The following is a 23,191-nucleotide window of genomic DNA, read 5'->3' on the forward strand; positions in this document are numbered from 1 at the left end:
GGATCACGGGGCCGCGAAACCGTACTTCTTCAGGATCTCCCGGGCCTCCGGCGTCAGGAGCCACTGCGTGAACGCCGCGGCCGGGCCCTGCTGCCTGCTGTCCTTGATCACAGCGACAGGGTAGGCCGCGACCACGTTGAACTCGTCCGGGATGTCGACCGACGCGACCGCGTCGCCCGCGGACTTCACGTCCGTCGTGTAGACGATGCCGGCGTCGGCCTCGCCCATCCGCACCCGGGTCAGCACCGCCTTGACGTCCGTCTCCTCGGACTTCGGCTTGACCGTGACACCCGCCTTGCCCAGCGACTCGCGCGCATAGCGGCCGACCGGCACCGTCGGGCCCGCCAGGACGACCGTCAGATCGGTCCGCGCGAGGTCGGCGAGCGTCTTGATGTTCTTCGGGTTGCCCGGCGCGACCACGATCGTCAGCTTGTTCTTCGCGAACAGCGTCGGGCTGTTCACCTCGCCGGCGAGCCCGTCCATCGTCTTCGTGTCCGCGGTCGCGACGACGTCCGCCGGCGCGCCCTGCTTCACCTGGGCCGCGAGCTCCTGCGATCCCGCGAACGAGAACTTGACGTCCTGGTCTTTGTTGTCCTTGGTGTACGCCTCTTTCGCCTCGTTGAACGCACCGGTCAAGGACGCGGCCGCGAGCACCGTGATGCTCGACGGCGGCTTCGCGGAACCGGGGCTGCCGGGCGCCTGCGGCCCGCCGGACGTACCGTCTCCGTTGCCTTGGCCGGCCTTGTCGTCCTGGTCGTCCTTGTCGTCGCTGCCGCAGCCCGCCAGCAGCAGCACTGTCGTGGCCGCGACGGCTATCGGTGCGGATGCGCGGCGAAGGGTTCTCACGTCGTCAACTCCACGGTCACGTTGGTCGATTTGACCGAGGCGACGGCCTCCACGCCGGGCGCGAGGCCCAGCTCTTCGACGGCTTCCCTGGTCAGCAGGGAGACCACCCGGTGCGGTCCCGCCTGGATCTCCACCTGCGCCGCGACGTCGCCGAGGATGACCTTGGTGACGATGCCGGGAAAGGAATTGCGGGCCGAAGAGGCACGCGGATGCTCGTTGGCACCCGGGGACGACTCCTCGGCGAGGGCGACCGCGAACGCGGCGAGTGCCGCGCCTTCGACGACCCGGTGGCCGTGCTCGTCGCGGGACGTCGACAGACGTCCCGCGTCGGCCCAGCGGCGGGCGGTGTCCGGGCTCACGCCGAGAAGCTGCGCGACCCGGCCCATGCGGTAGGTGGGCATGAGCGGGACACTACTCCATTCATGATTTGCATATGCAAGGCTTTGGATCTCACGACCTTGCATATGCGATAGGCGAGGGGGCGGTGCCGGAGCACCGGGCGTTATGGGGGACCATGGTGCCGTGGCAAAGAAGCGCGGGCTCGAGACCGTCCGGGACATGGTGTTCTCCCTTGGAGTCGTCGGCATCGTCGTGGTCGCCCTGCTGATTTTCGGACGGCACAGCGAGCGGGACCCGGTCCGGCCGATCGACTATTCGCTGAAGTTCCAGCAGGCCAGCCAGGTGGCCCCGTACCCGCTGCTCGCCCCGCAGGGGCTGCCCGACCAGTGGCGCGCGACGTCCGCCGACTACGACAGCCGCAACCCCACCCGCGTCACCTGGCACATCGGGTTCATCAACCCGAACGAGCAGTACGCCGCGGTCGAGCAGGTCAACGGCCCGTCGGGTCCGTTCGTCCAGGACAAGGGCAAGAAGGGCAAGCCGGTCGGCGTCCACGACGTCGCGGGCGTGCCGTGGAAGTCGTACGACGGCCCCAAGTACCGCTCCCTCGTCCACGAGCAGGGCGGCGTGACCACGATGGTCACCGGGACCGCGACCTTCGAGGACCTCGCGCAGCTCGCCGCCGCGCTGCGTCCGGCCACCGCGGGCGGGGCGCAGGCAGCCGTCGCGTCCTGAGGCACGGCTCCGCTCCGACTCGTCCCGCGCGTTCCGCTCGTGCTGCCCGTCTCGCTCAGCGTCCCCGCACGGCCCTTTCACGCCGCTCTCCGGCGCGGTGCCCTGACGGGCAGTCAGGGTTGGGTGGTCCGGCATCGAGAGTTCATCACGGTGTCGCCCGAATGTCTTGATCGCGATGTCAGCCTTCGCCGGTGGACGTCTCGTACTTCTGCGGAACACTCGCCGAGCTGAGCGCCGAGCGGCTCTACCGCCTGCTCGCGCTGCGCAGCCAGGTCTTCGTGGTCGCCCGGCAGCGTGCGCGCCACGAACCCGACGGGCTCGACATCGAGCCCGAGACCCTGCACGTGTGGGGCGAGCGCGACGGCGTACCGATCGCCACGCTCCGCCTGACCGAGGAGCCGGACGGCATCCTGCGCCTCGGCCGCCTGTGCACCGCGACCGCCGACCGCCGCAAGGGCTACGCCACCACCCTCGTCGAGCACGCCGTCATCCTCGCCGAAGGCCGGCCGATCGTCGCCGACGTGTTCGTCCGGGTCGCGCCGTGGTTCCTGCAACGCGGCTTCACCGCCCTGGGCGGCCGCTCCGTCGTCGACGGCGAACCGCACATGCACCTGTGCTTCACCCCGGGCCAACAGGTGCCGGCCCACCCCGAGTCCCGCAACGCGACGACGCAGCAGGCCGCGGCGGCCGTACCGCAATCCGTGGACGCCGGCGGGCAGCCGTACGTCCCGGCCTGGGTCGCCCTGTGAGCCTCGACCGGGTGCGGGCCCGAGGCGCAAGCCGCTGGCGGCCGGTGGACGCGCGCCCCGGCGAGGGATGGGAGGTGCTTCCGCGCCTGCGCTGGGTCGTCCTGGGCGGCGTGGCCGCACTGGTCATGCTGGTCGTGACGATCGTGGTCGCCCTGCACGGCTGACCCGGACCGGATCAACCACGCCGGACCGGGGCCGAGCCGACCGGGCCCGCGTCGAACCGGACACGCCTGCCCGCTCAGTCCTCGGCCGCGTCCTCGGCCTGTGCCTTCATGACCGCGTCGAGGCGCGCCCGCGCGCCGTCGAGCCACTGCCGGCACACGTTCGCCAGCTTCTCGCCGCGCTCCCACAGCGCAAGCGACTCCTCCAGTGAGATGCCGCCGGTCTCCAGCCGCCGGACGACCTCGACCAGCTCGTCGCGGGCCTGCTCGTACCCGAGGGACTCCTCGCCGGAGTCGACCGCGGCGTCCACACTCTTCTTGGCCATGACGCCCAGCCTATGCGCCGCTACCGACGCGCCGGAGTGACGCCGATCAGCGCGCCGCCGTCCGCTCCGAACGGACGCAGGACGCGGACCGACACGCCGTACGCCCGCTCCGGCCCCGGGTCCCCGGTGCCCAGCACCGACCCGCCGAACGGGACCCCGTAGTGCTCCGGATCGGGCGACCCGTCCGGCTTCACGACCCGCGTCGAGTAGGGCTCGCGGGCCGGCACCACCGTGCCGCCGTCCCGGAAGCGGTCGACCGGACGTCCGTCCAAGTACTCCGCACCCGCGGCCCAACCCCGCGCGTCGCTGAACTCCGCCCGCCCGTCCAGGGCCGGGAAGTCCTGGCACCACTTGCCCTGCGTGTGGCATGCGGTGAACGGCTTGGTCGCCTCCGCCGAGAACGCCGCGTTGGACGACTGCGCGCGGTTCTCGAGGTTCTTGAGCGGGTTGCGGGCGATCGAGTAGTTGGCGCCCGTCTCGCCGCTCCAGCGCAGCGGATCCACGTGCGCGTCCACCAGCAGCACCTGCCCCTTGGGCCCGTGGCTCGGCGGCGCGTCGAGATTGAACCGCACGCCGTTGTTCTGGTACTCGGCGTCCCGCAGCCACACCAGCAGCCCCGGCACGTTGTAGGGCACGCGCGCGATCCGCGTCCCCCCGGAGCCGCTTCCACTCGCGGCCCCGCTCTTGACCGTCGTGTACGCGTAGTTCAGCCCCTCGTCGAAGCCGACCGGCGCCCGCCACTCCAGCAGGTAGTACTGCTCGCGCTCCACCGATCCGGACGTGCGCGACCAACCCGCCCCACGCGTGATCGTCGACGTGCCGAGTACCGCGCGCCAGCCCGCGTCGCCGTTCTCCACGTCGTCGGACCACACCGTCGCGCCGTCCGCGATCAACGCGAAGTCGTCGGCGAACCAGCCGCGTTCGGTGAACGCGGCGTCCGTCATCGTGGACAGCCGCACCTGGACGGTCTGCCCCGAGTACGCCGTCAGGTCCACACGGTCGTGCCGCCAGCCGCCGCTACTGCCGGTCAGACCGCTCGTCTTGCGGAACTCCGCGAGGTTGCGGTTGGGGTCGGGGTAGTCGGGCGGCGTCGAGACCGGGTTCCCGGACTCGTCGTGCACCGCGAGCTGCGTCCACGTCGTGCCGCCGTCCGTCGAGGCCTCGACGAAGCCGTAGTCCCAGTCCTCTTCGATGACGTAGTCGTTCCACATCCACAGCGCCGCGTCGCGGGCACCGGCCGGGACGGACAGCTCGCGCACGATGGACGTGTCCGCCCACTCCTGGTCGCGCCCGGAGTACCACATGTTCCCGCCGGAGTGCGGTGTCCCGATGCGGACCGTCTCCGGCGGCAGGTCGACGCGTACCGAATCGGGCATGCCCCGACGGGGTTTCGCCGCGGCGCCGACGGCCAGGACCTGCTTCGGGTCGCCGACCCGCACGACCTTGGGGTCGGTCCACCCCAGCACGTACTTCGACCACGCGCCCATGTGGGCGGGCATCGCCTGGAACAGGGGACCGGAGTGCGAACCGGACGACATCAGGTCCCAGAAGTCGACGTCGGTGTCGCCGCCGCTGAAGTTGTCGTACAGGTCGGGGAGTCCGAGGTCGTGGCCGAACTCGTGGGCGAAGACGCCGACTCCGGAGTCCTCCGGCTGCACGATGTAGTTCGCCACCCGCAGGTCCGTGCCCGGCACCGGGTGTCCGCGCAGCACGTTGCTCGCGTGCGCCCAGATCGCGTACGTCCCCTCCGCACCGCCGCCCGCCGACTTGTCGCGGCCCGCGTGCACCAGCACCAGATGGTCGACGACTCCGTCGGGCTCGCGCAGATTGCCGTCGTGATCGGCGTCGCCGAGGTCCTCGCGGTCGTAGTCGGACCACGGGAAGTCGGGCCGCGCCGCCGCCAGGGCGTCGACCGCGTCGACGACGAACTGGCGTACGCCGCGCGGGTTGTCGGGGTGGCCGGTGTTGTCCTGCATGATCGCGTCGCACTTGCCGGCGCCGTACCAGGCCTCGGAGTGCGGCACGGTCACCCACCCAGCGGCCTCACCGCCCACGCTGTAGGCGCCCTGGGACATCTCGCGGTACATGTTGCGCATCGTCAGGCCGGTCAGGTCGACGCCGGGGCGGCCGTCCGGGCCGGTCAGATCGGGGCGTACGCGTTCGGTGAGGCCGCGCTCGGAGTACAGCATCGCGTTGTAGTGCGCGGGCGAGAAGTCCGGCACCCACAGGGTGTTGTTGTCGTCCGTGCCCGCCGGGTCGGGCAGCAGGTTGTGCTTCGGACCGTTCATGACGGTGCCGGGCGGTTCGGTGACGCAGGTGGGATCCGCCACGCTCTTGGGCCTGGCGAAGCCGGAGAAGTCGTCGTTCGCCTGGTCGTTGAACTCGACCAGGATGGTGAGCAACTGCGCCTCGTTGGTGGACGGTCGGCCCGCGCGCCGGTCGCGCTCCTCGCGCAGCGCGCGCGGACTGCGGCCGGCCGCGGACGCCTCGGCCTCCGCGGCGGCGAGCGCGCGGGCGGCGACCGGGTTGCCGTCGGCGAACTTCCGGTCCACGTCGTGTGTGTGGCGGAGATGCGTGTTGCCGGGGTGTGTGTCGTCGGGGCGCGTGTCGCGCGGCGTGGGACCGGCCTGCCCGCCGACCTGCCCGCCGACCTGCGCGGCCGGGCTGTTCGCTGCGTCGCGGAGCGAGTCGGGCGGCAGATCGTCGCGCGCGGCAACGTAGTTGATGTAGTCGTCCGCGGCCGAAGGCTGCCAGACGGCCTGGCTCGCGGATGCCGCCGCCCGGGTGCTGTGCGGCGCGGGGGCCGCGGCGGCGACGGTGGCCACCGCGATCAGCGGCAGCGCGGCGCGTACGACGGCTCTGCGGACGGTGAACAGCCCGGCACGGCGCATGGCAGCCCCTACGGATCGGAGTCCAGAGCCCGAACGTAAGCGCGCCTCGGGGCCGAAAGGGGCACCGCGCCGAGAGCCCGTACGTGATCCACCCGAACGGACGACAACTAGTCGGACAAATGGTTGGACGCAGGGTCGGACGACCATCCCGGGAGGGCCGGAAGGTCGATGCGATTATCCGGCAACTCCCGTTGTGACGAAGGGAAATGGCAGGGATTCGTCCGTTCGGGTGGGTGTCCTGTTCGGCGCTACCCAACGCCGTCGCCGGTGCCGCATGCTCGGCGTCAAGCCGGTGTTCGACCCGGCGTCCACGACGAGGCGCTCTGGAGGCAGGCTTGCCGGACATCCCGGAAGACCGTTCGTACACGAAGGACCACGAGTGGGCGCAGCAGGCCCAGGCGGGGCGCTGGCGCATCGGCCTCACCGACTTCGCGCAGCGCCAGCTCGGCGACGTCGTCTACGTGGAACTCCCGGCAACGGGAGTCAAGTTGGACGCGAACGAGCCGCTGGGCAGCGTCGAGTCCGTCAAGGCGGTCTCGGAGATCTACATGCCGCTGGGCGGCACCGTCACGGCCGTGAACGACATGCTCGCCGACAGCCCGGAGCAGGTCAACGAGGACCCGTACGGCGACGGCTGGCTCATCGAGTGCACGTCCTCCGGTGCCGTGAACGAGGACGGACTCCTGACCGCCGCCGAGTACGCCGAGTACGTCCGCCAGGAATCCGAGGAGTAGCCGCCCGGCCGGAACGGGGCGGTGGACCTCGGTCCAGGAGTGGGGCCCGGCCAGGAGTGGCTGCCGGGGCCTCACTCCCCGGCGACCACCACGCTCAGGCGGCCCGACGCGAGCCGGGCGGTCAGCTTCTCGCCCGGCTCGACCTCGTCCGGGCTGCGGACCGCCTGGCCGTTCTCCTTCTGCAATACGGCGTACCCGCGCTCCAGCGTTGCCGCCGGGGACAGCGCGACGACGCGCGCCCGGGTGTGCTCCAGGTCCGTCGCCGCGTGGTCCAGCCGGTGCCGCAGCGTCCGCCGCGAGCGGTCGACCAGGGCCTCGACCTCCTCCTCGCGCACCTCGACCATGCCGTACGGATCCGCGAGCACCGGGCGGCTGCGCACCGACGCAAGCCCGTGCTCCTCGCGCTCGACGCGCATCGCGATGGTGTGGCGCGCGCGGTCGCGGAGCTGGTGCACGCGCGCCATCTCCTCGCCGACGTCCGGGACGACCTTCTTCGCGGCGTCGGTCGGGGTCGACGCGCGCAGGTCGGCGACCAGGTCGAGCAGCGGGGTGTCGGGCTCGTGGCCGATCGCGCTGACGACGGGGGTGGCGCAGCGGAAGACCGTACGCACCAACTGCTCGTCGGAGAAGGGCAGCAGGTCCTCGACACTGCCGCCACCGCGGGCCACGACGATGACGTCGACGGACGGATCGGCGTCCAGTTCCTCGACCGCGGTGACGACCTGCGGCACGGCGTGCGCCCCCTGGACCGCGACGTTGCGCACCACGAAGCGGACGGCCGGCCACCGCCGCCGCGCGTTCTCCAGCACGTCGCGCTCGGCCGCGCTCGCCCGGCCGCAGACCAGCCCGACGCGGTGCGGCAGGAACGGAAGGGGCTTCTTGTGCCGCGGGTCGAACAGGCCTTCGGTGGTGAGCGTCCGCTTCAGCTGTTCGATGCGGGCCAGCAGCTCGCCGATGCCGACCGGCCGGATCTCCGTCGCGCGCAGGGAGAGCGTGCCACGCCCCTTGTACCACTCGGGCTTCGCGTACACGACCACGCGCGCGCCCTCCGAGACCACCTCGCTCACCGCGTCGAAAACGCGGCGGAAACAGGTCACCGAGATCGACACGTCGGCCGACGGGTCGCGGAGCGTGAGGAACACGACACCCGCTCCGGGACGGCGGCTCAGCTGGGTGATCTGGCCCTCGACCCAGACGGATCCGAGTCGGTCGATCCAACCCCCGATGAGGCGCGAGATCTCCGATACGGGGATAGGGGATTCCGCAGAGGTGGTCAGCGCCATGCCGCCACATTACGGGTCGGGACCGACACTTTGGGTGGACGGGGCCGCTCGGCCGCCGACCGGAGCGCAGGCACCCCCGTACCATGGACGGCATGACTGAGGTCGCTCCGCAAACCCGCCGCGTCCTGCTCGCCGCCCCCCGTGGGTACTGCGCGGGCGTGGACCGGGCCATCGTCACCGTCGAGAAGGCCCTGGAGCTCTACGGGCCGCCGGTCTACGTCCGCCACGAGATCGTGCACAACAAGTACGTCGTCGAGACGCTCCGCAAGCGCGGTGCGATTTTCGTCGACGAGGCGTACGAGGTGCCCGAGGACGCCACGGTGATCTTCTCGGCGCACGGGGTGGCCCCGGTCGTGCACGAGCAGGCCGCCGAGCGCCGCCTCAAGACCATCGACGCGACCTGCCCGCTGGTCACCAAGGTCCACAAGGAAGCCGTGCGCTACGCCGAGGACGGCTACAACATCCTCCTCATCGGCCACGAGGGCCACGAAGAGGTCGTCGGCACGATGGGCGAGGCGCCCGAGAGCATCACGCTCGTCGACGGCCCGAAGGACGTCGCGAACATCGAGGTGAGCGACCCGTCCAAGGTGGTGTGGCTGTCGCAGACCACGCTGTCGGTCGACGAGGCCATGGCCACGGTCGGCGCGCTGAAGGAGAAGTTCCCGCTGCTGGAGAGCCCGCCCAGCGACGACATCTGCTACGCGACACAGAACCGCCAGATCGCGGTCAAGCAGATCGCCGCGGAGGCGGACCTGATCATCGTGGTCGGCTCGAAGAACTCGTCGAACTCGGTGCGGCTGGTCGAGGTCGCGCTGGAGGCCGGTGCGGGCGCGTCGTACCTGGTAGACGGGGCCGACGAGATCGACGCGGCGTGGCTGGACGGGGTCGGCACGATCGGCGTGACGAGCGGGGCCTCGGTGCCCGAGGTGCTGGTCGACGGTGTTCTGGAGTGGCTGGCCGGGCAGGGCTTCGACGACGTGCGCGTGCACACCGCGATGGAGGAGCGCCTGGCGTTCTCGCTGCCGCAGGAGCTCCGCCGCGACCTGAAGGCGGCCGGGCAGCAGGCCTGACCGTTTCTGGCTCCCTTGGCCTGGCTCCCTTGGCCTGGCCCCTGGGGCGTGACGCGGGTCTTGAGTCCTCGCCCCGAGAGTTCGGGGAGGACGGACCGCCAACTGCACAAAGATTCCGCGGACTTCACAGGCCCGCGTGAACGCAGGCGCCGACGAACCCGGCGTCGGCGGTCACGCGGGCCTTTTGTTCATGACCACCGCTGCTTCCGGTACGCGGTGTTGCCGCGCCCGCGAAGCCCGCTACGGCCTTCTCGGCCCTCCCGGCGCTTGCGTACCGCCGCCTGCGGACCGCCGTCGCGTCGCCTCGCGGTCCGCCCGGAAGCGGACGAGGGCGATCGCCGCGGCCAGGGCCGTCCCGCTCCACAACACGCCGGCCTTGAAGGTCAGCGCCGTGAACATGTCCAGCACGGTCCGGACCACGAAGCCCTCGCCGTTGTCGCTCGGGAAGAAAAGACTGAGCGCCAGTATGGTCAGCGCGAACGCGAGCGGCGGCGCGATCACCGCCGCCGCCAGGTCGCGCATCCGCGTCTTGGCCGCGACCACCACACAAGTCGCGAGGAAGACCACGGCGAACGGCGCACCCAGGGTGCCGGTGAGCATGCGGTCGAGCACGCCGCCGACCAGGGTGACCCCGGACGCCACGACCAGCGCACCTGGCGCGGTCAGCCCCGGGGCGGCGGCCGGGCGGCGGCGTTGCGCGGGGCGGCCGTTGTCCGGGCCCGGCCTGCCACCGGGTCCGCCGGGGCTCTGACGTACGCGCCCCCGACCGCTGGTCACCGACGGAGCGGCGGGCGGGGACGCGGGGGGCTCCGACGCCGCCGGTCCACCCCATCCGGGCTCCGCCGGCCGCGACTGCGGCTGCGCCGAACGCGCTGTCTGGCCCGCATGCGGGGGCTGAGGAGGTTGTGACGGTTGAGGCGGCCGACCCGCGCCGGCTCCCGGCGCATCGGCTCGGTCGGGGTGTCCGGGCGGTCCTTGGCCGGCGGCCCCTGGCCCGGGAGTGCCGGGTTCGGGTGACTCCGCGCTTGACGGTCGTCGTCGGCGCACCGGCTCACCCCGCCCAGGCGCGGGTACGGGACGCCGCCCCTGCGGGGGACGCCCGGCCGCCGATGGGCGGGGTGCTCGGCTGCGCTGTTCCACAAAGCCACGGTATGTGGTGAACCACGGACAAAGGGGTGAAGAACACGCGCATCCTCAGCTGATCCGAACGGAGCCACCCGGGTGGCCGGTGTGGCCGGGCCCCTCGTCGCCAGGGCCGTCGGCGGACTCGCCGGGGAGCCGCGGCAGGGTCGGCGACGAGGGTGACGAACGTGCCGACGCCTTCGATGACAACTGCGCCGACGACTGCGCCGACGACTGTGGGACCGACTGCCCGGAAGACAGCGGGGACCACGCATACGCCCTGCCGTCGAACGGCGGCAGTGAACGCAGCCGGTTCCCCTCCGCCGCGGAGGCGACCAGCTCCGGAGCGGACAACGCCCGCCCCGTCTGCTCGACCCGCGACGGTACCGCGAGGTCGTCCTCGACCATGCGCAGGTCGCGCATCCGCCGCGCGCCGACGAGCACGCGCGCCTCCCGCGAACCCGCCGTGCGGTTGTCCGCACCGACCGCGCCCCCAGCACGCCCGGCGCGGGCGCCCATCGCGAGCCCGCTGAGCAGCAGCAACACAGCTGTGACGTCCATATGTTCATCCTTACGGCTCAGCGCCGCCCGGACCCCCACGGCACGCCGACGCCCTCCTCGCGTGACCTGCGCCGCCCAGCCGTGAGTGCCCGGTGGGGGCGGTGTACCGCGCCGATAGAATGGCACCGGCGTACCCTGTTCCGGCGCGCCCGGGCGGGTCCCCGCGCCCACCCCACCAGCCACGCCCACCAGCCGCCTCACCAAACACCAGGGAAGCCACGTTGTCGCTCACCATCGGAATCGTCGGTCTGCCCAACGTCGGCAAGTCCACCCTGTTCAACGCCCTCACCAAGAACAACGTGCTCGCGGCGAACTACCCGTTCGCGACGATCGAGCCCAACGTGGGCGTGGTGGGCGTTCCCGACGAGCGGCTGGGCAAGCTCGCCGAGATCTTCGCCTCGCAGAAAGTGCTCCCCGCCACCGTCGACTTCGTCGACATCGCGGGCATCGTGCGCGGCGCCTCGGAGGGTGAGGGACTGGGCAACAAGTTCCTCGCCAACATCCGCGAGTCGGACGCGATCTGCCAGGTCATCCGGGTCTTCACCGACCCGGACGTGGTCCATGTCGACGGCAAGGTCTCGCCGAAGGACGACATGGAGACCATCAACACCGAGCTGATCCTCGCCGACCTCCAGACCATCGAGAAGGTGCTGCCGCGCCTGCAGAAGGAGTCGCGGCTCAAGAAAGAGTCGGCGGTCGCCGCGCAGGCGGTCGAAGAGGCCCAGAAGGCGCTGGAGAGCGGCCAGACCGTGTTCGCCGCCGGCCTCGACTCCGCCCCGCTGCGTGAACTGCACCTGCTGACCGCGAAGCCGTTCCTCTATGTCTTCAACGTCGACGAAGAGGAACTGGTCAACGAGGAGCTCAAGGCCGACCTGCGGGCGCTCGTCGCGCCCGCCGAGGCCATCTTCCTGGACGCCAAGATCGAGTCCGAGCTGATCGAACTCCCCGACGACGAGGCCCTCGAACTCCTGCAGAGCCTCGGCCAGGAGGAGTCCGGCCTGTCCCTCCTCGCCCGCGTCGGCTTCGCCACGCTCGGCCTGCAGACGTACCTCACGGCCGGCCCCAAGGAAGCCCGCGCCTGGACGATCAAGAAGGGCGCCACCGCCCCCGAGGCTGCTGGTGTCATCCACACCGACTTCCAGCGCGGCTTCATCAAGGCCGAGGTGATCGCCTTCGACGACCTCGTCGAGACCGGCTCCCGCACCGAGGCCCGCGCCAAGGGCAAGGCCCGCATGGAAGGCAAGGACTACGTCATGCAGGACGGCGACGTCGTCGAGTTCCGCTTCAACGTCTGAGCGGCCGGCACGTGGGAGCGGCCGAGCGTTCGACCCGGCGCGGGTTCTGATCGGGGCTCGTCGCGGCCTGACATTGCCGTGACAAGTACAGGACCGGAAGGACGTATTACCGTTTCGCGTCGGACCGATGGTGTTCGTCTCTTGGGAAAATCCGATCCTGCTAGCATCTCGCCGCATGGTGACGGAGAACCGGCCGAGCGGCTGGTATAAGGATCCCTCGGGGCAGCCGAACACGCTGCGTTGGTGGAACGGTTCGGCGTGGACCGACGACTTCCGCCTCCAGTCCGACTTCCTTGGGTCCTCGAACACGGGGGACGAGGCGCAGTCGAACGCCCAGAACTCCGCTGCACAGGCGCCGCCCGCCGGGCCGCAGCCGCCGTACACGGTGCACGACGAAGTGGCCGCGCAGCCGACCGTGGCCGCGTCGGCGTCGGATCAGCCGCCCTGGCCCGGGGCCGACCGTCCCATCCCGCAGCCGATCGCATCCGTGCAGTTCGAGGCCGTCGAGCCGGACCGGCGCAAGCGGTTCGTCATCATGGCCGTCGTGGCGGCCGTCCTCGCGGTGGGCACCGGACTCGGCGGATACTTCCTGGGCCAGGGCGACGACGACAAGGCGACCACGACCGCCGGGCCGTCGCCGACCACGTCGGCCACCGTCGCCGCGCCCGCCGATGTCACCAGCCCCGACGGGTTCGCCGGCAGCGCGCTGGCCGGCGGCAAGCCGATCCCCGGGGCGCAGCCGATCACCGGGCCCAAGGAGATTGCGAAGTTCTCCGTTCCCGCCGGGTGGACACCGCAGGTCAACCCCAAGGCCACAAGCGAAGAGAGCCGCTTCGTTCTCGCGCCGTACGAGTGCACCGGGAGGGCCGCCAACACCTGCACCCGGGGTACTGTCGTGCACAACCTCCGCCTGTTGAGCGGCGGTTGGTCCGACCTCAAGTCGCTCACCCTGGGCATGGGCGGGGAACTGCTCGCCGTCCAGGGCGGTACCCCCGAGGTCGCGGCCAAGCCGCTGAAGCAGCAGGCGATCACGTTCCAGGGAAACGACGCGTACCTTGCGCTGTGGGACCTGCCGAACCTGGTCGGGAAGACCGCGCCGAGCAGTTACTGCGGCGTCCTCTCGGTGCGGATCGGCACCACCGAAGAGGTCGCGGTGTTCCAGATGTGCCTGGACCGTACCGCCGAGGCGCCCGCCGTCTCGCTCATGGACGAGATCGCCAACTCGATCCAGATGCAGAAGAAATAGGCCACGCCGCGGCGGTCAACCGGACCGCCGCCGGCACTTGAACCGAAGCGCAAGTCGCAAGAGGAGGGACACGGTCCGTGTCTGGGACGGGGGACCGCCGTGGCCGCCGCAGGGCCCGTGAGGGCCGAGTTCGCCGCGCCAACAAGCGCGAGCGCAGGAACCGAATAGCGCACCGCGCGTATCTGGACTGCGCCACTGTCGCGGGCCCGCTGAACCCGGCTCCGGACGGCCCTTACACGGTCGCCTTCCGCGCGGTCGCCCGTCCGTGGACCAAGTTCACGCTGCACGTGCTTGTGCTCGTCAACGTCGTTGCGGGCCTTGCCTTCGTGGGCTGGCTGCTGCTGCCCGAGCACGTTCCCGGAGCCGGCATCACCTGGGTCCAGGGATGGAAGCTCACGGTAGCGCGCATCGCGTTCTGCGCGGTGATCATCGTGGAACTCACCCGGCTTGTCCAGACCGTCTCGGTGTGGATTTTCGCCTCCCGGGCGAAGGACCCGCTGCCGGTCGAGCCCGAGAGCGGGCTGCGCGTCGCCGTGCTCACGACCATCGTCCCGGCCAAGGAGCCGATCGAGATCGTGGAGCGCACGCTCGTCGCGATGAAGGAGATCGAGTACGACGGCCAGGTCGACGTCTGGATCCTCGACGAGGGCGACGACCCCGAGGTGAAGGCCATGGCCGCCCGCATCGGCGTGCACCACTTCAGCCGCAAGGGCAGGCCCGAATACAACCGCCTGGAAGGCGAGTTCCGCGCCAAGACCAAGTCGGGCAACCACAACTCCTGGCGCGCCGAGCACGAGCACAACTACGACGTCGTCGCGCAGATGGACCCCGACCATGTGCCGCTGACGTGCTTCCTGGAACGCACCCTCGGCTACTTCCGGGATCCCGACGTCGCGTTCGTCGTCGCACCGCAGGTGTACGGCAATATGTACGACAACTGGGTCGCCCACGGCGCGGGCGTCCAGCAGTTCATGTTCAGCGGCGTCGTGGAACGCGGCGGGAACGGCCTCGACGCCCCTCTGCTGATCGGCACCAACCACCTCTACCGGCCCACGGCCTGGCGGCAGATCGGTGGTTACCAGGACTCGATCATCGAGGACCACCTCACCAGCATGCGGGTCCAGGGCACCGACAACCCGGCGACCGGAAACCGCTGGAAGGGCGTCTACACGCCCGACGTGCTGGCGATCGGCGAGGGCCCCACGTCCTGGACGGACTACTTCAACCAGCAGAAGCGCTGGGCATACGGCATCTGGGAGATACTCCTGGACCGCAAGATGCGCTCCGGGATCCGCCTGAGCCTGCGGCAGCGCATCCTGTACGGCTTCGTGCAGTTCTACTACCCCAGCGTCGCGGTGACGAGCCTGCTCGGCATCGTGGCGACCGCCACCTACCTGCTGTGCGGCATCAGCGCGATGCGCGTCAACGGCGGCCACTGGCTGGCCCTGTGGGCCGCGAGCATGGGCAGTTGGTTCGTACTGTGGCTGTGGCTGAGGCGGTTCAACCTCGCGGCCCACGAGCGCCGCGAGGTCGGCGCGGCCGGCATAGCACTCACCTTGTTCGCCGGACCGGTGTACGTCTCCGCCGCGATCGCCGCCATCCTGCGCAGGCCCCTCGCGTACGCGGTCACCGCCAAGGGCGAGTTGCGCAGCGCCGAGTCCCTGAGCACGTTCCGCCTGCACCTGTTCTGGGCGGCGCTGGCGGGCGGCCTCATCGGGGCGAGCATCATGCTGTCCAACGACCAGACCGTCTTGCGGGTCTGGGCCGGGCTGGCGCTGTTCACCGGCCTCATGCCCCCGCTGATGTCCTTGTTCACCGGACGCCGCGCCGCCCGCGACGCGGTCAAGGCCGCGGCCTCGCGGGCCGAGCAACTCCAGGAGGCACGAGGGCGGGCGGCGGCCAAGCAGGCGAAGCAGGCCGAACGGGCCGAACAGGCCAAGAACGCCGCCGAGGCCGAGGAGGCCAAGTCGCCGCGCGGGGCGGGCGGGCAGGCCCACGTACCGATGCCGCGGGCCACCGACGACGGGACGGCCCATCCGGCCTCCGACCCGGCCGGGGAGCCGGCGTCCGGTAGGACGCGAGATGCTGCGCCCGGCCAGACGGCCGACGAACCCGGCGACGAGGTGTCCGACTTCGACGGCTTGTACTACGACGAAACGGTGGCCGGTGCGCACGGCCGCCGGGCGGTGGGGTGACGGTCGTGCGCATCACCGTCCCCCGCGTGCTGGGGGCCTTGGTCCTGGCCCTGATGATCACCTACACGTTCGTGTGGGCGCCCAATCTCGTGGACTCCCAGGCGGCGCCGGAAGCGCCCGGCCTCGGGCCGATTCCCGAGCACCAGCCGGCCCCTTCCTGGGTCAAGGAGCGTGCCGCCGCGGCGCCGACCGAGGTCTTCCCCCCGGCGGGCAAGAAGTTCCTCGGCATCATGACCGCGCACGGCTCGTACGACCTCGCGCCGCTCGACGAGTTCGCGCGCGCCGTCGGGCGCGACCCCTCCGTGCTGCAGTTCTCCGTGGGATGGGCCGACTCCCCGTTCGACCGGCGGCTGTTCGACCAGGTGGCGAAGCGGGGGCTGATGCCGCTGATGGCCTGGGAGCCCTGGGACTTCCGCAAGGAGAGCCCGATCGAAGAGGAGCGCGGCAACCAGCCCGAGTACGCGCTGCGCCACATCATCGCGGGCCGGTTCGACGACTACATCACCAAGTGGGCCGAGGGCGTCAAGGAACTGGGCTACCCGGTCGCGATCCGCTTCGCCCACGAGATGAACGGCTTCTGGTACCCCTGGGCCGCCCAGGCCAACGGCAACACGACGGACCAGTACATCCAGGCGTGGCGCCACGTCCACGACATCTTCACGCGGGTCGGCGCGGACGAGGTGACCTGGGTGTGGAGCCCGAACCGCGACTACGACGGCTCGACGCCGATGCAGTCGCTCTACCCGGGGGACGAGTACGTCGACTGGGTCGGGCTGTCCGGCTACTTCGGCACCAAGGGTGTCGAGGAGTACAAGTCCTTCAACGAGATCTTCCAGCCGACCGTCCGTGCGCTGCGCCGGTTCACCCAGCGGCCCGTCGTCATCACCGAGACCGGTGCGGTGGACTTCGACGGACGCAAGGCGGAGTGGATCTCCGAGATGTTCCGGCAACTGCCGGAGAATCCGGACCTCATCGGCGTCATCTGGTACGAGGCACGCAAGGAGCGCGAGGCGGACTGGCGGATCGCCGTGTCTCCGGCCGCGTCGGAGGCTTACCGTACCGGCATGGGGGATGCGCGGTACGACGTGAAGTGGACTTTCAAGGCGACTCCGCAGCACTCCGTGGAGCAGGCCGCCGACCCGCCGAAGTCGCCCGCGCCGCCTTCGGCTCCGTCCACCACGACGAAGCCGCCGACGAGCACGGCCCCGGCCCGCCCGACGACGACGAAGCCGCCGACCAGGACCACCACGAGACCGGCGGGTTCCAGGACGCCGACGGCCACCCGGACCGCTCGAGGCGGGGCGGGCTGAGCCGTGCTGATGAGGGCGGGGGAGATCACGCGACTGCGTTCCACGGCCCGCAGCCACCCGGTGCTCACCGCGGCTGCGGCCCTGTTGGTGGTGGCCGCGCTGCTCGGCGCCTGGATGCTCATGCCGCCGCGCTTCATGGACGACTTGCAGCGGGCGGCCGCCGCACAGGAGCGCCCGCCCGCGCCCATCGCGCAAGTGGTGCCGGGAACGGACGAGTTGTGCTCGGGTGAAGTGAACCGGCACCCGGCCCGCGAGGTCGCCGGCGGGCGCTACCAGGTGAACCCGAACGAGTGGAACGCAGTCGGCGGACTGTGCATCCGTTCGGACGGCGGCACGGACTTCCGGATCAGCCAGAGCGGGGTCAACGGGCGGACGGTGGTCGACCCGGACCGCGGCCCGGGGGCGTACGCGCACATCACCACCCCGCTGAACGGCGGCATTCTGCCCATCCGCGTCGACAACCTGCGGTACGCCGTGAGCAGTTGGACGACCGCGACGGTCGACTCTGGCACCTGGAACGCGGCGTACGACCTGTGGTTCAGTCCGGTCCACGGCGAGTGCTCGTTCACGGCCAGCGCCGAGCTGATGATCTGGATCGACAGCCGGGGCAAGGAGCCGTCGGGGGAGAAGGTCGACGACCCCGTGCGAATCGCGGGCGTTTCGTACACGGTGTACCAGCTGCCCAAGAAGAGCAGTCACACGGTGATCGTGTACCAGTTGGACGACCCCACGCAGGCGGTCCGGGACCTCGACCTGCGGGCGTTCGCCCTCGACGCCGTCCAGCGCGGGTACGTCCCCAAGGACTCCGAACTGTGCTCCGTGCAGGCCGGTTTCGAGGTCTGGGACGGCGGCGTCGGGCTGCGCACCGAATCCTTCTCGTTCGACGCCGCGGTCGGCCTGCCGCGCGGCGCCGTCACGTCGGGACTGCCCGGCATGTGCCTCGCGGCTCCGGTGGACGGCCGGACCCCGGTCGTCGCCACCTGCGACGCGTCACCCGCGCAGGAGTGGACGACCGACCGGAACACGCTGGTCCAGGACGGCAGATGCCTGGAGGCCGGACGCAACGGCGCGGTCTTCCTCGCGAAATGCACGGGGGCCACCGCCCAGCAGTGGCAGGCGGGACCGGACGATTCGCTGGTGGGCGAGGCCTCGGGCAAGTGCCTCGCCGCCGGGGACCCGGCCCCGAACCGGTCGTCGGTGCCCCGCGTCCAGACGTGCGAACGCGGGGCGGCGCAGACGTGGTACCCGCCCCGCTGACCGGGCTCGGCCGCGCCGGCCGGCTCGGCCGCCCTGGCTGAAGAGTTCGAGCTGGAGAGCGGGGCGAGGTCGGTGAAGTCGAGGACCTCGGCGTACCAGCGCGCGCCGGCGTCGCAGTCGGTGACGGACAGCGAGACGTGCGAGAAGCCGATGTCCGGGCATGGGGCCCCGGGATCGAAACGCGGATACTCCGGCTCGGAGTATCTGGCGCCGGCGCCATACTCCGGGCCGGAGTGTCTTGTCGGCGCCGCGGTCCGTCAGCGCCGTGTACGAGGAGCCCAAGCGCCTGGTCGCCGCCGGGCTCGCGGACGCCCGCAAGGAGTATCACCGGCAAGCGCCCGCGGACCGTGTACGCCGTTACCGAGGCGGGTCGGACCGTCCTGCGCGCCTGGCTCGCGCACGAGCGCGAGACCCCCGCCGCCGGGAAGACGACCTACTGCGCGTCGCGTTGGCCGATCAGGGCGAACTGGGCGACCTGCGCCGGACCCTCGCCCGCATGCGCGGACGCCGCCGACCGGGTCGCGCAGAGCCGCGCGCGCGGACGAATACGCCGCGACGGGCTGTCCGCACCCCGAGCGCCTGCCCGTCATCACCCTGGTCACGCGGATGTTCACGGAACAGGCGGAGGCGGCGTACGGCTGGGCGGTGTGGGCGGAAGGGGCGGTGGCCGAATGGCAAGGGCGTGACGCCGGAGTCAGGCGTCCGCGTCCCGGCCGATGCCTTCACCCCGACGGCCGACGGGGCCGAGCCGGGCCGCCGAGGCAGGCGCCGCCGGGCCCGGCCGCACGCCGGGCCCCGCCCAGCCGGATCTGGTCGTGCCGGATCGCGTCGTGCCGGATCCCGCCGCGCCCGACCACGCCGGCTACGAGGCCAGCGGTCCGTACCCCGCGTAGTAGCTGCGCGCCGGGAGGACCGGGACCCACAGCGTGGTCTCGCCTTCGCGGGCGAACGTGAAGGTGACGCGCCGCGTGTCGCCCGAACGGACCAGGTCCGCCGCGTTGGGGACGACCGCCGTCGTGTTGCCCGGGCCACCGAGTTGCAGCGTCTGCTTCGGCAGCACCCGCAGTTCGGGGTGGTTCGGGGCCGGGGTGATCTCGGCCGGGAGCGGGAGCTCGTTCACCGAGATCCGCTGGATCTGGTCGGGGGCTCCGCCGCCGTTGTAGATGGAGCCGGTCACCGCCAGCGGCCCGCCGCCGCCGAGCGGCCCGGTCAACAGCACGACGTTCTGGATCAGCAGCGGCCCGAGCGAGGCGGCCGGGGTGTCGGGGCGGATCTCCAGCGTCTCGGCCTTTTTGCCCGCCCCGCAGCCCGCGAGGGCGAGGGGGACGGCGGCCAGGAGCACTGCGGCGAGGGCGCGGCGGAAGCGGTGGGGGTGCGGCACGGCGGCGTCTCTCCATCACTCTCGGAGCGAGTCGGATACCTGCGTCATGTCGCGATTATCCGAATTCTCCGAAAAGTATGTACGGCGGCGTCCGCCGCGGCCCGCCGACGCGCCGGAGCCCGCCGACACCCGGGCCCCACCCCCCTGCCGACCGGCGCCCAGCCGCTACTTCGCGCCGTGCTGCCGGGCGATGGCGTCGATGTCGGTCGCCAACTCGACGTCCAAGGAGGTGACGCCGCCCGCATCGTGCGTGCTCAGCGCGATGTGCAGGGTGCGCCACCGGATGTCGATGTCGGGGTGGTGGTTCATGTCCTCGGCGGCGACCGCGATGACGTCCACGATCCGGATCGCGGTCGGGAAGTCCGGCGCGGTGAGCGTCCGGCGGATCTGCTTGACGTCTCCCGTCCAGTTGTCCAGGCCCGAAAGGGCGGCGAGTACGGCGGCTTCGTCCAGGATTTGGGGCATGCTCCGGAGGCTGCTCCCCGCATGCGCGCGCGTCAAGGGCCGACACGGGGACGCGGCCGAGCGGTCCGCGTCTTCCCTCGTACGCCCGTACCACCCCTCGAACGCCGTAAAGTGGTCCGGCATGGACCGGCCGGAGGCGACACCGCACCCCGAGGACGACCTCGTCATCGTCGTCGGGGCCGCGATCCTGCACGCCGGACGCGTCCTCGCCGCCCGGCGCTCCGCACCCCCGCACCTCGCGGGCGGCTGGGAGTTCCCCGGCGGCAAGCTGGAGCCGGGCGAGGCCGAGGCCGACGCGCTGGTCCGCGAATGCCACGAGGAACTGGGCGTCACGGTGCGCGCCGTGCGGCGCCTGCCCGGTGCCTGGCCCCTCAATCCCGGATACGTCCTGCACCTGTGGCAGGCCGACCTGCTGGACGGCGAACCCCGCCCGCTGGAGGACCACTCGGAGCTGCGCTGGCTCGCCCCCCACGAGTTGGGGGACGTGGCCTGGCTGCCGCAGGATCGGGACGCCGTCGCGGTCGTGGCGCGCCTGATGGCCGCCACACCGGCAGGCTGACCGGCTGTCGAACCGCACGACCGCACGACCGCACAACTTCAGAACCCCACAACTGCACATCTTCACAAATTCCGACTAATCCCGTGGGCCGTGACAAACTCGGCCATTCGGCTTCAGTTCGGAACACAGGGCAAAGGCTTGAAAAAGCCGCGAATCGGGGAAACGGCACCTAATAGCAGCGACGTGAAGGATCCGCGGTCCATGGAGCAGGGTCAGAGCGCCGGGCGGCCACCGGGGGGCACAACCCCCAATTCCGTGGCGCCCGGAACCCTGTACGACCTCGTCCCGAGCGCCACCTGGGTGCTGGACGCGCAGGGCCTCATCACCATGTGGAGCCGCTCCGCCGAGAAGCTGTTCGGCTACCGCCGCGACGACATCCTGGGCCGCTGGGCCGGCGACCTCCTCGTCCCGCCGCTGACCGAGGCGGACCGCGACCGCATCGAGCAGGAGATCGCGGACGCCGAACTGGCCGGCGGTACGTACCGCATGCGGCGCGCCGACGGGAGCATCGGCGAGTTCGAGTCGCGCTCGGCCTTCGTCACCGACGCCGCCGGCAACCGGTCGATCCTCATCACCTCGGTCGAGGCCGACGCCCTGCACCGCGTCGAGGCCGACCTCGCGATGCGCGAGGCGCTGTTCGACCAGTCGCCGATCGGCGTGGGCATCTTCGACACCGAACTGCGCTACGTCGCCGCGAACGAGGCGCTGGCCGCCATGGACGGCGTGGCCGTCGCGGACCACCTCGGCCGCACGATCGACGACATCATGCCCGGCATCGACACCGCCCGGGTACGCACCATCCAGCAGCGTGTCCTCGACACCGGCGAGCCGGTCGTCGACTCGCGCATCTTCGGACCGATCCCGCTGGACGGCGGCCCGCGCACGGTCTGGTCGATGTCGTACAACCGCCTCCAGGCCCAGGGCGGCAAGATCCTCGGCATCAGCTGCTCGCTGATCGACGTCACCGAGCGGCACTACGCCATGGTCAAGGTCGACGCCGCCCGCAAGCGCCTCGCGCTGCTCAACGAGGCCGGCACCCGCATCGGCGCGACCCTCGACATCCCCCGCATCGCCGAGGAACTGGCCGCGTCCGTCGTGCCCGGCTTCGCCGACCTGGCCGCCGTCGACCTGCTGGAAGCCGTCATGGTCGGCGACGAGATCCCGCCCGGCGCACACGGCGACAGCACGGTCATGTACCGCGTCGCCTCACGCGGCGCCCGGCCCGGCCGCTACACCGACGAACTCCTGGAACAGGGGTCGCGGCTGGTGTACTCGGCCGACTCGACCTTCGGGCGCTGCCTGCGCAGCGGCGGCTCGTACCTGGTGCAGAACATCCAGGACGAGATGTACGAGGAGCTGATCCGCGACACCGGCCGCGCCGAGTCCGCCCGGGTGCTCGGCCTGCACACGCTGATGGTGGTGCCGCTCAGCGCCCGCGGCATCGTGCTGGGCACCCTGCTGCTCGGCCGGGGCGAGGGCCGTCCGGCGTTCGACCCCGACGACCTCACGCTCGCCACCGAGCTGGGCGCCCGCGCGGCCGTGTCGGTGGACAACGCGCGGCTCTACCACCGGCAGCGCGAGACGGCCGTGATGCTGCAGCGCAGCCTGCTGCCGCAGGACCTGCCGGACATCCCCGGCATCGAGGTCGCGCACCGCTATCTGCCGGGCAGCCTGGTGACCGAGGTGGGCGGCGACTGGTTCGACGTACTCCCGCTCTCCGGCGGGCGCATCGGCCTGGTCGTCGGCGACGTGATGGGCCACGGTGTGCACGCCGCGGCCGTGATGGGGCAGCTGCGCACCGCGGTACGCACGCTCGCGGGCCTCGACCTGCCGCCTTCCGAAGTCATGGGCCATCTCGACGACATCGTCGCCAGCCTCGGCGAACTGCACTACGCCACCTGCGTGTACGTCGTGTACGACCCGGTGGCCCGCACCTGCGAGTTCGCCAGCGCCGGGCATCTGCCGCCGGTCCTGGTACCGCCGGGCGGCGTCCCCGTACCGGTCGACCCGCCCTCGGGTGCCGTGCTGGGTGTCGGCGGAGTGCCGTTCGAGCAGAAGGAGTTGCAGGTCGAGCCGGGCAGCCTGCTGGTGCTCTACACCGACGGCCTGGTCGAGACGCGCGAGCGGGACCTCGACACCGGCATCGGCCTGCTCTGCGACGCCATCGCCGAGCACCGGGGCCCGCTGGAGGAGGCGTCGGACGCCGTCATCTCCTCGCTGCACAAGGAACTGGGCTTCGACGACGTGGCTTTGCTCATGGCCCGCCTCGACGCGCTGCCGGAGGACGCGGTCGCGTCGTGGTGGCTGCCCGCCGAACCGCCGGTCGTCGCCCGGGCCCGCGAGCTGACCCGCAAGACCCTGCACGACTGGGACCTGGAGATCCTGGTCGACATCGCCGAGCTGCTGGTCAGCGAGCTGGTGACCAACGCCCTGCGGTACGGCGCAGGTCCGATCCGGCTGCGGCTGCTGCGCGGCCGGAACCTGCTGTGCGAGGTCGCGGACGCCGTACCCAGCCTGCCCCGGCTGCGCGAGGCCCGCGACACCGACGAGGGCGGCCGCGGCATGCAGCTGGTCACCACGCTCGCGGAGCGGTGGGGGAGCCGGAGGGCGGGCCACGGGAAGATCGTGTGGTTCGAACTCCAGCTCCCCACCGGGGAGTAGCGCCG

Annotated in this window: 21 protein-coding genes; 12 read left to right on the forward strand and 9 right to left on the reverse strand. The window is 71.4% G+C overall.

The window, feature by feature from the left end; genetic code table 11:
* Window positions 1–3 precede the first annotated feature (3 nt).
* A complete protein-coding gene (gene modA, locus ACWD12_RS19755; RefSeq protein ID WP_450100589.1) occupies window positions 4–846 on the reverse strand; it encodes a molybdate ABC transporter substrate-binding protein in 843 nt (280 codons plus the stop codon).
* A complete protein-coding gene (locus ACWD12_RS19760) occupies window positions 843–1,247 on the reverse strand; it encodes a TOBE domain-containing protein (protein WP_450100590.1) in 405 nt (134 codons plus the stop codon). The genes modA and ACWD12_RS19760 overlap by 4 nt, the downstream gene beginning before the upstream one ends.
* A 121-nt stretch (window positions 1,248–1,368) precedes the next feature.
* On the opposite strand from ACWD12_RS19760, the gene ACWD12_RS19765 reads away from it, so the two are divergent.
* The 3 genes from ACWD12_RS19765 (at window position 1,369) to ACWD12_RS19775 (ending at window position 2,833) form a co-directional block, all read left to right on the forward strand.
* Entirely contained in the window at window positions 1,369–1,920 is a 552-nt protein-coding gene (locus ACWD12_RS19765; RefSeq protein WP_358353568.1) for a DUF4245 domain-containing protein, read from the forward strand.
* Between the two features lie 191 nt (window positions 1,921–2,111).
* Window positions 2,112–2,669, forward strand: coding sequence for a GNAT family N-acetyltransferase (locus ACWD12_RS19770; RefSeq protein WP_450100591.1), 558 nt, complete (start codon window positions 2,112–2,114; stop codon window positions 2,667–2,669).
* Window positions 2,666–2,833 (forward strand): hypothetical protein, encoded by a 168-nt coding sequence (locus ACWD12_RS19775; protein WP_450100592.1) that lies wholly within the window; start codon window positions 2,666–2,668, stop codon window positions 2,831–2,833. Before ACWD12_RS19770 ends, ACWD12_RS19775 begins: the two co-directional genes overlap by 4 nt.
* A 74-nt stretch (window positions 2,834–2,907) precedes the next feature.
* On the opposite strand, the gene ACWD12_RS19780 is transcribed toward ACWD12_RS19775, so the two are convergent.
* Together ACWD12_RS19780 and ACWD12_RS19785 are read right to left on the reverse strand one after the other, a co-directional pair.
* Complete coding sequence (locus ACWD12_RS19780) at window positions 2,908–3,156, reverse strand: exodeoxyribonuclease VII small subunit (protein WP_358353572.1); 249 nt, start codon at window positions 3,154–3,156, stop codon at window positions 2,908–2,910.
* Between the two features lie 20 nt (window positions 3,157–3,176).
* Window positions 3,177–6,047 (reverse strand): immune inhibitor A domain-containing protein, encoded by a 2,871-nt coding sequence (locus tag ACWD12_RS19785; RefSeq protein ID WP_450100593.1) that lies wholly within the window; start codon window positions 6,045–6,047, stop codon window positions 3,177–3,179.
* Between the two features lie 335 nt (window positions 6,048–6,382).
* Between ACWD12_RS19785 and gcvH the strand changes: the two genes are divergently transcribed.
* The gene (gene gcvH / locus ACWD12_RS19790; protein WP_450100594.1) at window positions 6,383–6,781 is read left to right on the forward strand and encodes a glycine cleavage system protein GcvH; all 399 of its coding nucleotides are present in this window, start codon (window positions 6,383–6,385) and stop codon (window positions 6,779–6,781) included.
* Between the two features lie 71 nt (window positions 6,782–6,852).
* Here the strand turns inward: gcvH and xseA are convergent, their stop codons facing one another.
* Window positions 6,853–8,064 carry an exodeoxyribonuclease VII large subunit gene (xseA, locus tag ACWD12_RS19795; protein ID WP_450100595.1) on the reverse strand — a complete coding sequence of 404 codons (1,212 nt, stop codon included), beginning with the start codon at window positions 8,062–8,064 and terminating at the stop codon, window positions 6,853–6,855.
* Between the two features lie 83 nt (window positions 8,065–8,147).
* On the opposite strand from xseA, the gene ACWD12_RS19800 reads away from it, so the two are divergent.
* Entirely contained in the window at window positions 8,148–9,134 is a 987-nt protein-coding gene (locus tag ACWD12_RS19800; protein ID WP_435839043.1) for a 4-hydroxy-3-methylbut-2-enyl diphosphate reductase, read from the forward strand.
* 240 nt (window positions 9,135–9,374) lie between these two features.
* Here ACWD12_RS19800 and ACWD12_RS19805 read toward each other — a convergent pair whose 3' ends face one another.
* Both ACWD12_RS19805 and ACWD12_RS19810 read right to left on the reverse strand, forming a co-directional pair.
* The gene (locus ACWD12_RS19805) at window positions 9,375–9,911 is read right to left on the reverse strand and encodes a DUF6542 domain-containing protein (RefSeq protein ID WP_450100596.1); all 537 of its coding nucleotides are present in this window, start codon (window positions 9,909–9,911) and stop codon (window positions 9,375–9,377) included.
* Between the two features lie 417 nt (window positions 9,912–10,328).
* On the reverse strand, window positions 10,329–10,817 hold the full coding sequence (locus ACWD12_RS19810) for a hypothetical protein (RefSeq protein WP_450100597.1): 489 nt from the start codon (window positions 10,815–10,817) through the stop codon (window positions 10,329–10,331).
* Between the two features lie 221 nt (window positions 10,818–11,038).
* Between ACWD12_RS19810 and ychF the strand changes: the two genes are divergently transcribed.
* The 5 genes from ychF (at window position 11,039) to ACWD12_RS19835 (ending at window position 18,120) form a co-directional block, all read left to right on the forward strand.
* On the forward strand, window positions 11,039–12,112 hold the full coding sequence (gene ychF / locus ACWD12_RS19815; protein ID WP_450100598.1) for a redox-regulated ATPase YchF: 1,074 nt from the start codon (window positions 11,039–11,041) through the stop codon (window positions 12,110–12,112).
* Between the two features lie 175 nt (window positions 12,113–12,287).
* On the forward strand, window positions 12,288–13,358 hold the full coding sequence (locus tag ACWD12_RS19820; RefSeq protein ID WP_450100599.1) for a DUF2510 domain-containing protein: 1,071 nt from the start codon (window positions 12,288–12,290) through the stop codon (window positions 13,356–13,358).
* A gap of 77 nt (window positions 13,359–13,435) precedes the next feature.
* Window positions 13,436–15,553, forward strand: coding sequence for a glycosyltransferase family 2 protein (locus ACWD12_RS19825; RefSeq protein ID WP_450100600.1), 2,118 nt, complete (start codon window positions 13,436–13,438; stop codon window positions 15,551–15,553).
* A 5-nt stretch (window positions 15,554–15,558) separates the two neighbouring features.
* Window positions 15,559–16,863: a glycoside hydrolase family 26 protein gene (locus tag ACWD12_RS19830; RefSeq protein ID WP_450100601.1), complete on the forward strand. Its 1,305-nt coding sequence runs from the start codon at window positions 15,559–15,561 to the stop codon at window positions 16,861–16,863.
* A gap of 9 nt (window positions 16,864–16,872) precedes the next feature.
* Window positions 16,873–18,120, forward strand: a complete 1,248-nt coding sequence (locus ACWD12_RS19835) for a GH12 family glycosyl hydrolase domain-containing protein (protein ID WP_450100602.1) — start codon at window positions 16,873–16,875, stop codon at window positions 18,118–18,120.
* 862 nt (window positions 18,121–18,982) lie between these two features.
* On the opposite strand, the gene ACWD12_RS19840 is transcribed toward ACWD12_RS19835, so the two are convergent.
* Together ACWD12_RS19840 and ACWD12_RS19845 are read right to left on the reverse strand one after the other, a co-directional pair.
* Window positions 18,983–19,501, reverse strand: a complete 519-nt coding sequence (locus ACWD12_RS19840; protein ID WP_358353598.1) for a hypothetical protein — start codon at window positions 19,499–19,501, stop codon at window positions 18,983–18,985.
* A gap of 165 nt (window positions 19,502–19,666) precedes the next feature.
* Entirely contained in the window at window positions 19,667–19,966 is a 300-nt protein-coding gene (locus tag ACWD12_RS19845) for a 4a-hydroxytetrahydrobiopterin dehydratase (RefSeq protein ID WP_450100603.1), read from the reverse strand.
* Between the two features lie 121 nt (window positions 19,967–20,087).
* On the opposite strand from ACWD12_RS19845, the gene ACWD12_RS19850 reads away from it, so the two are divergent.
* Both ACWD12_RS19850 and ACWD12_RS19855 read left to right on the forward strand, forming a co-directional pair.
* Window positions 20,088–20,525: a (deoxy)nucleoside triphosphate pyrophosphohydrolase gene (locus ACWD12_RS19850; protein WP_450100700.1), complete on the forward strand. Its 438-nt coding sequence runs from the start codon at window positions 20,088–20,090 to the stop codon at window positions 20,523–20,525.
* Window positions 20,526–20,780: 255 nt separating this feature from the next.
* Window positions 20,781–23,186 carry a SpoIIE family protein phosphatase gene (locus ACWD12_RS19855; protein ID WP_450100604.1) on the forward strand — a complete coding sequence of 802 codons (2,406 nt, stop codon included), beginning with the start codon at window positions 20,781–20,783 and terminating at the stop codon, window positions 23,184–23,186.
* Window positions 23,187–23,191 lie beyond the last annotated feature (5 nt).

The sequence above is a fragment of the Streptodolium elevatio genome, assembly GCF_053592165.1.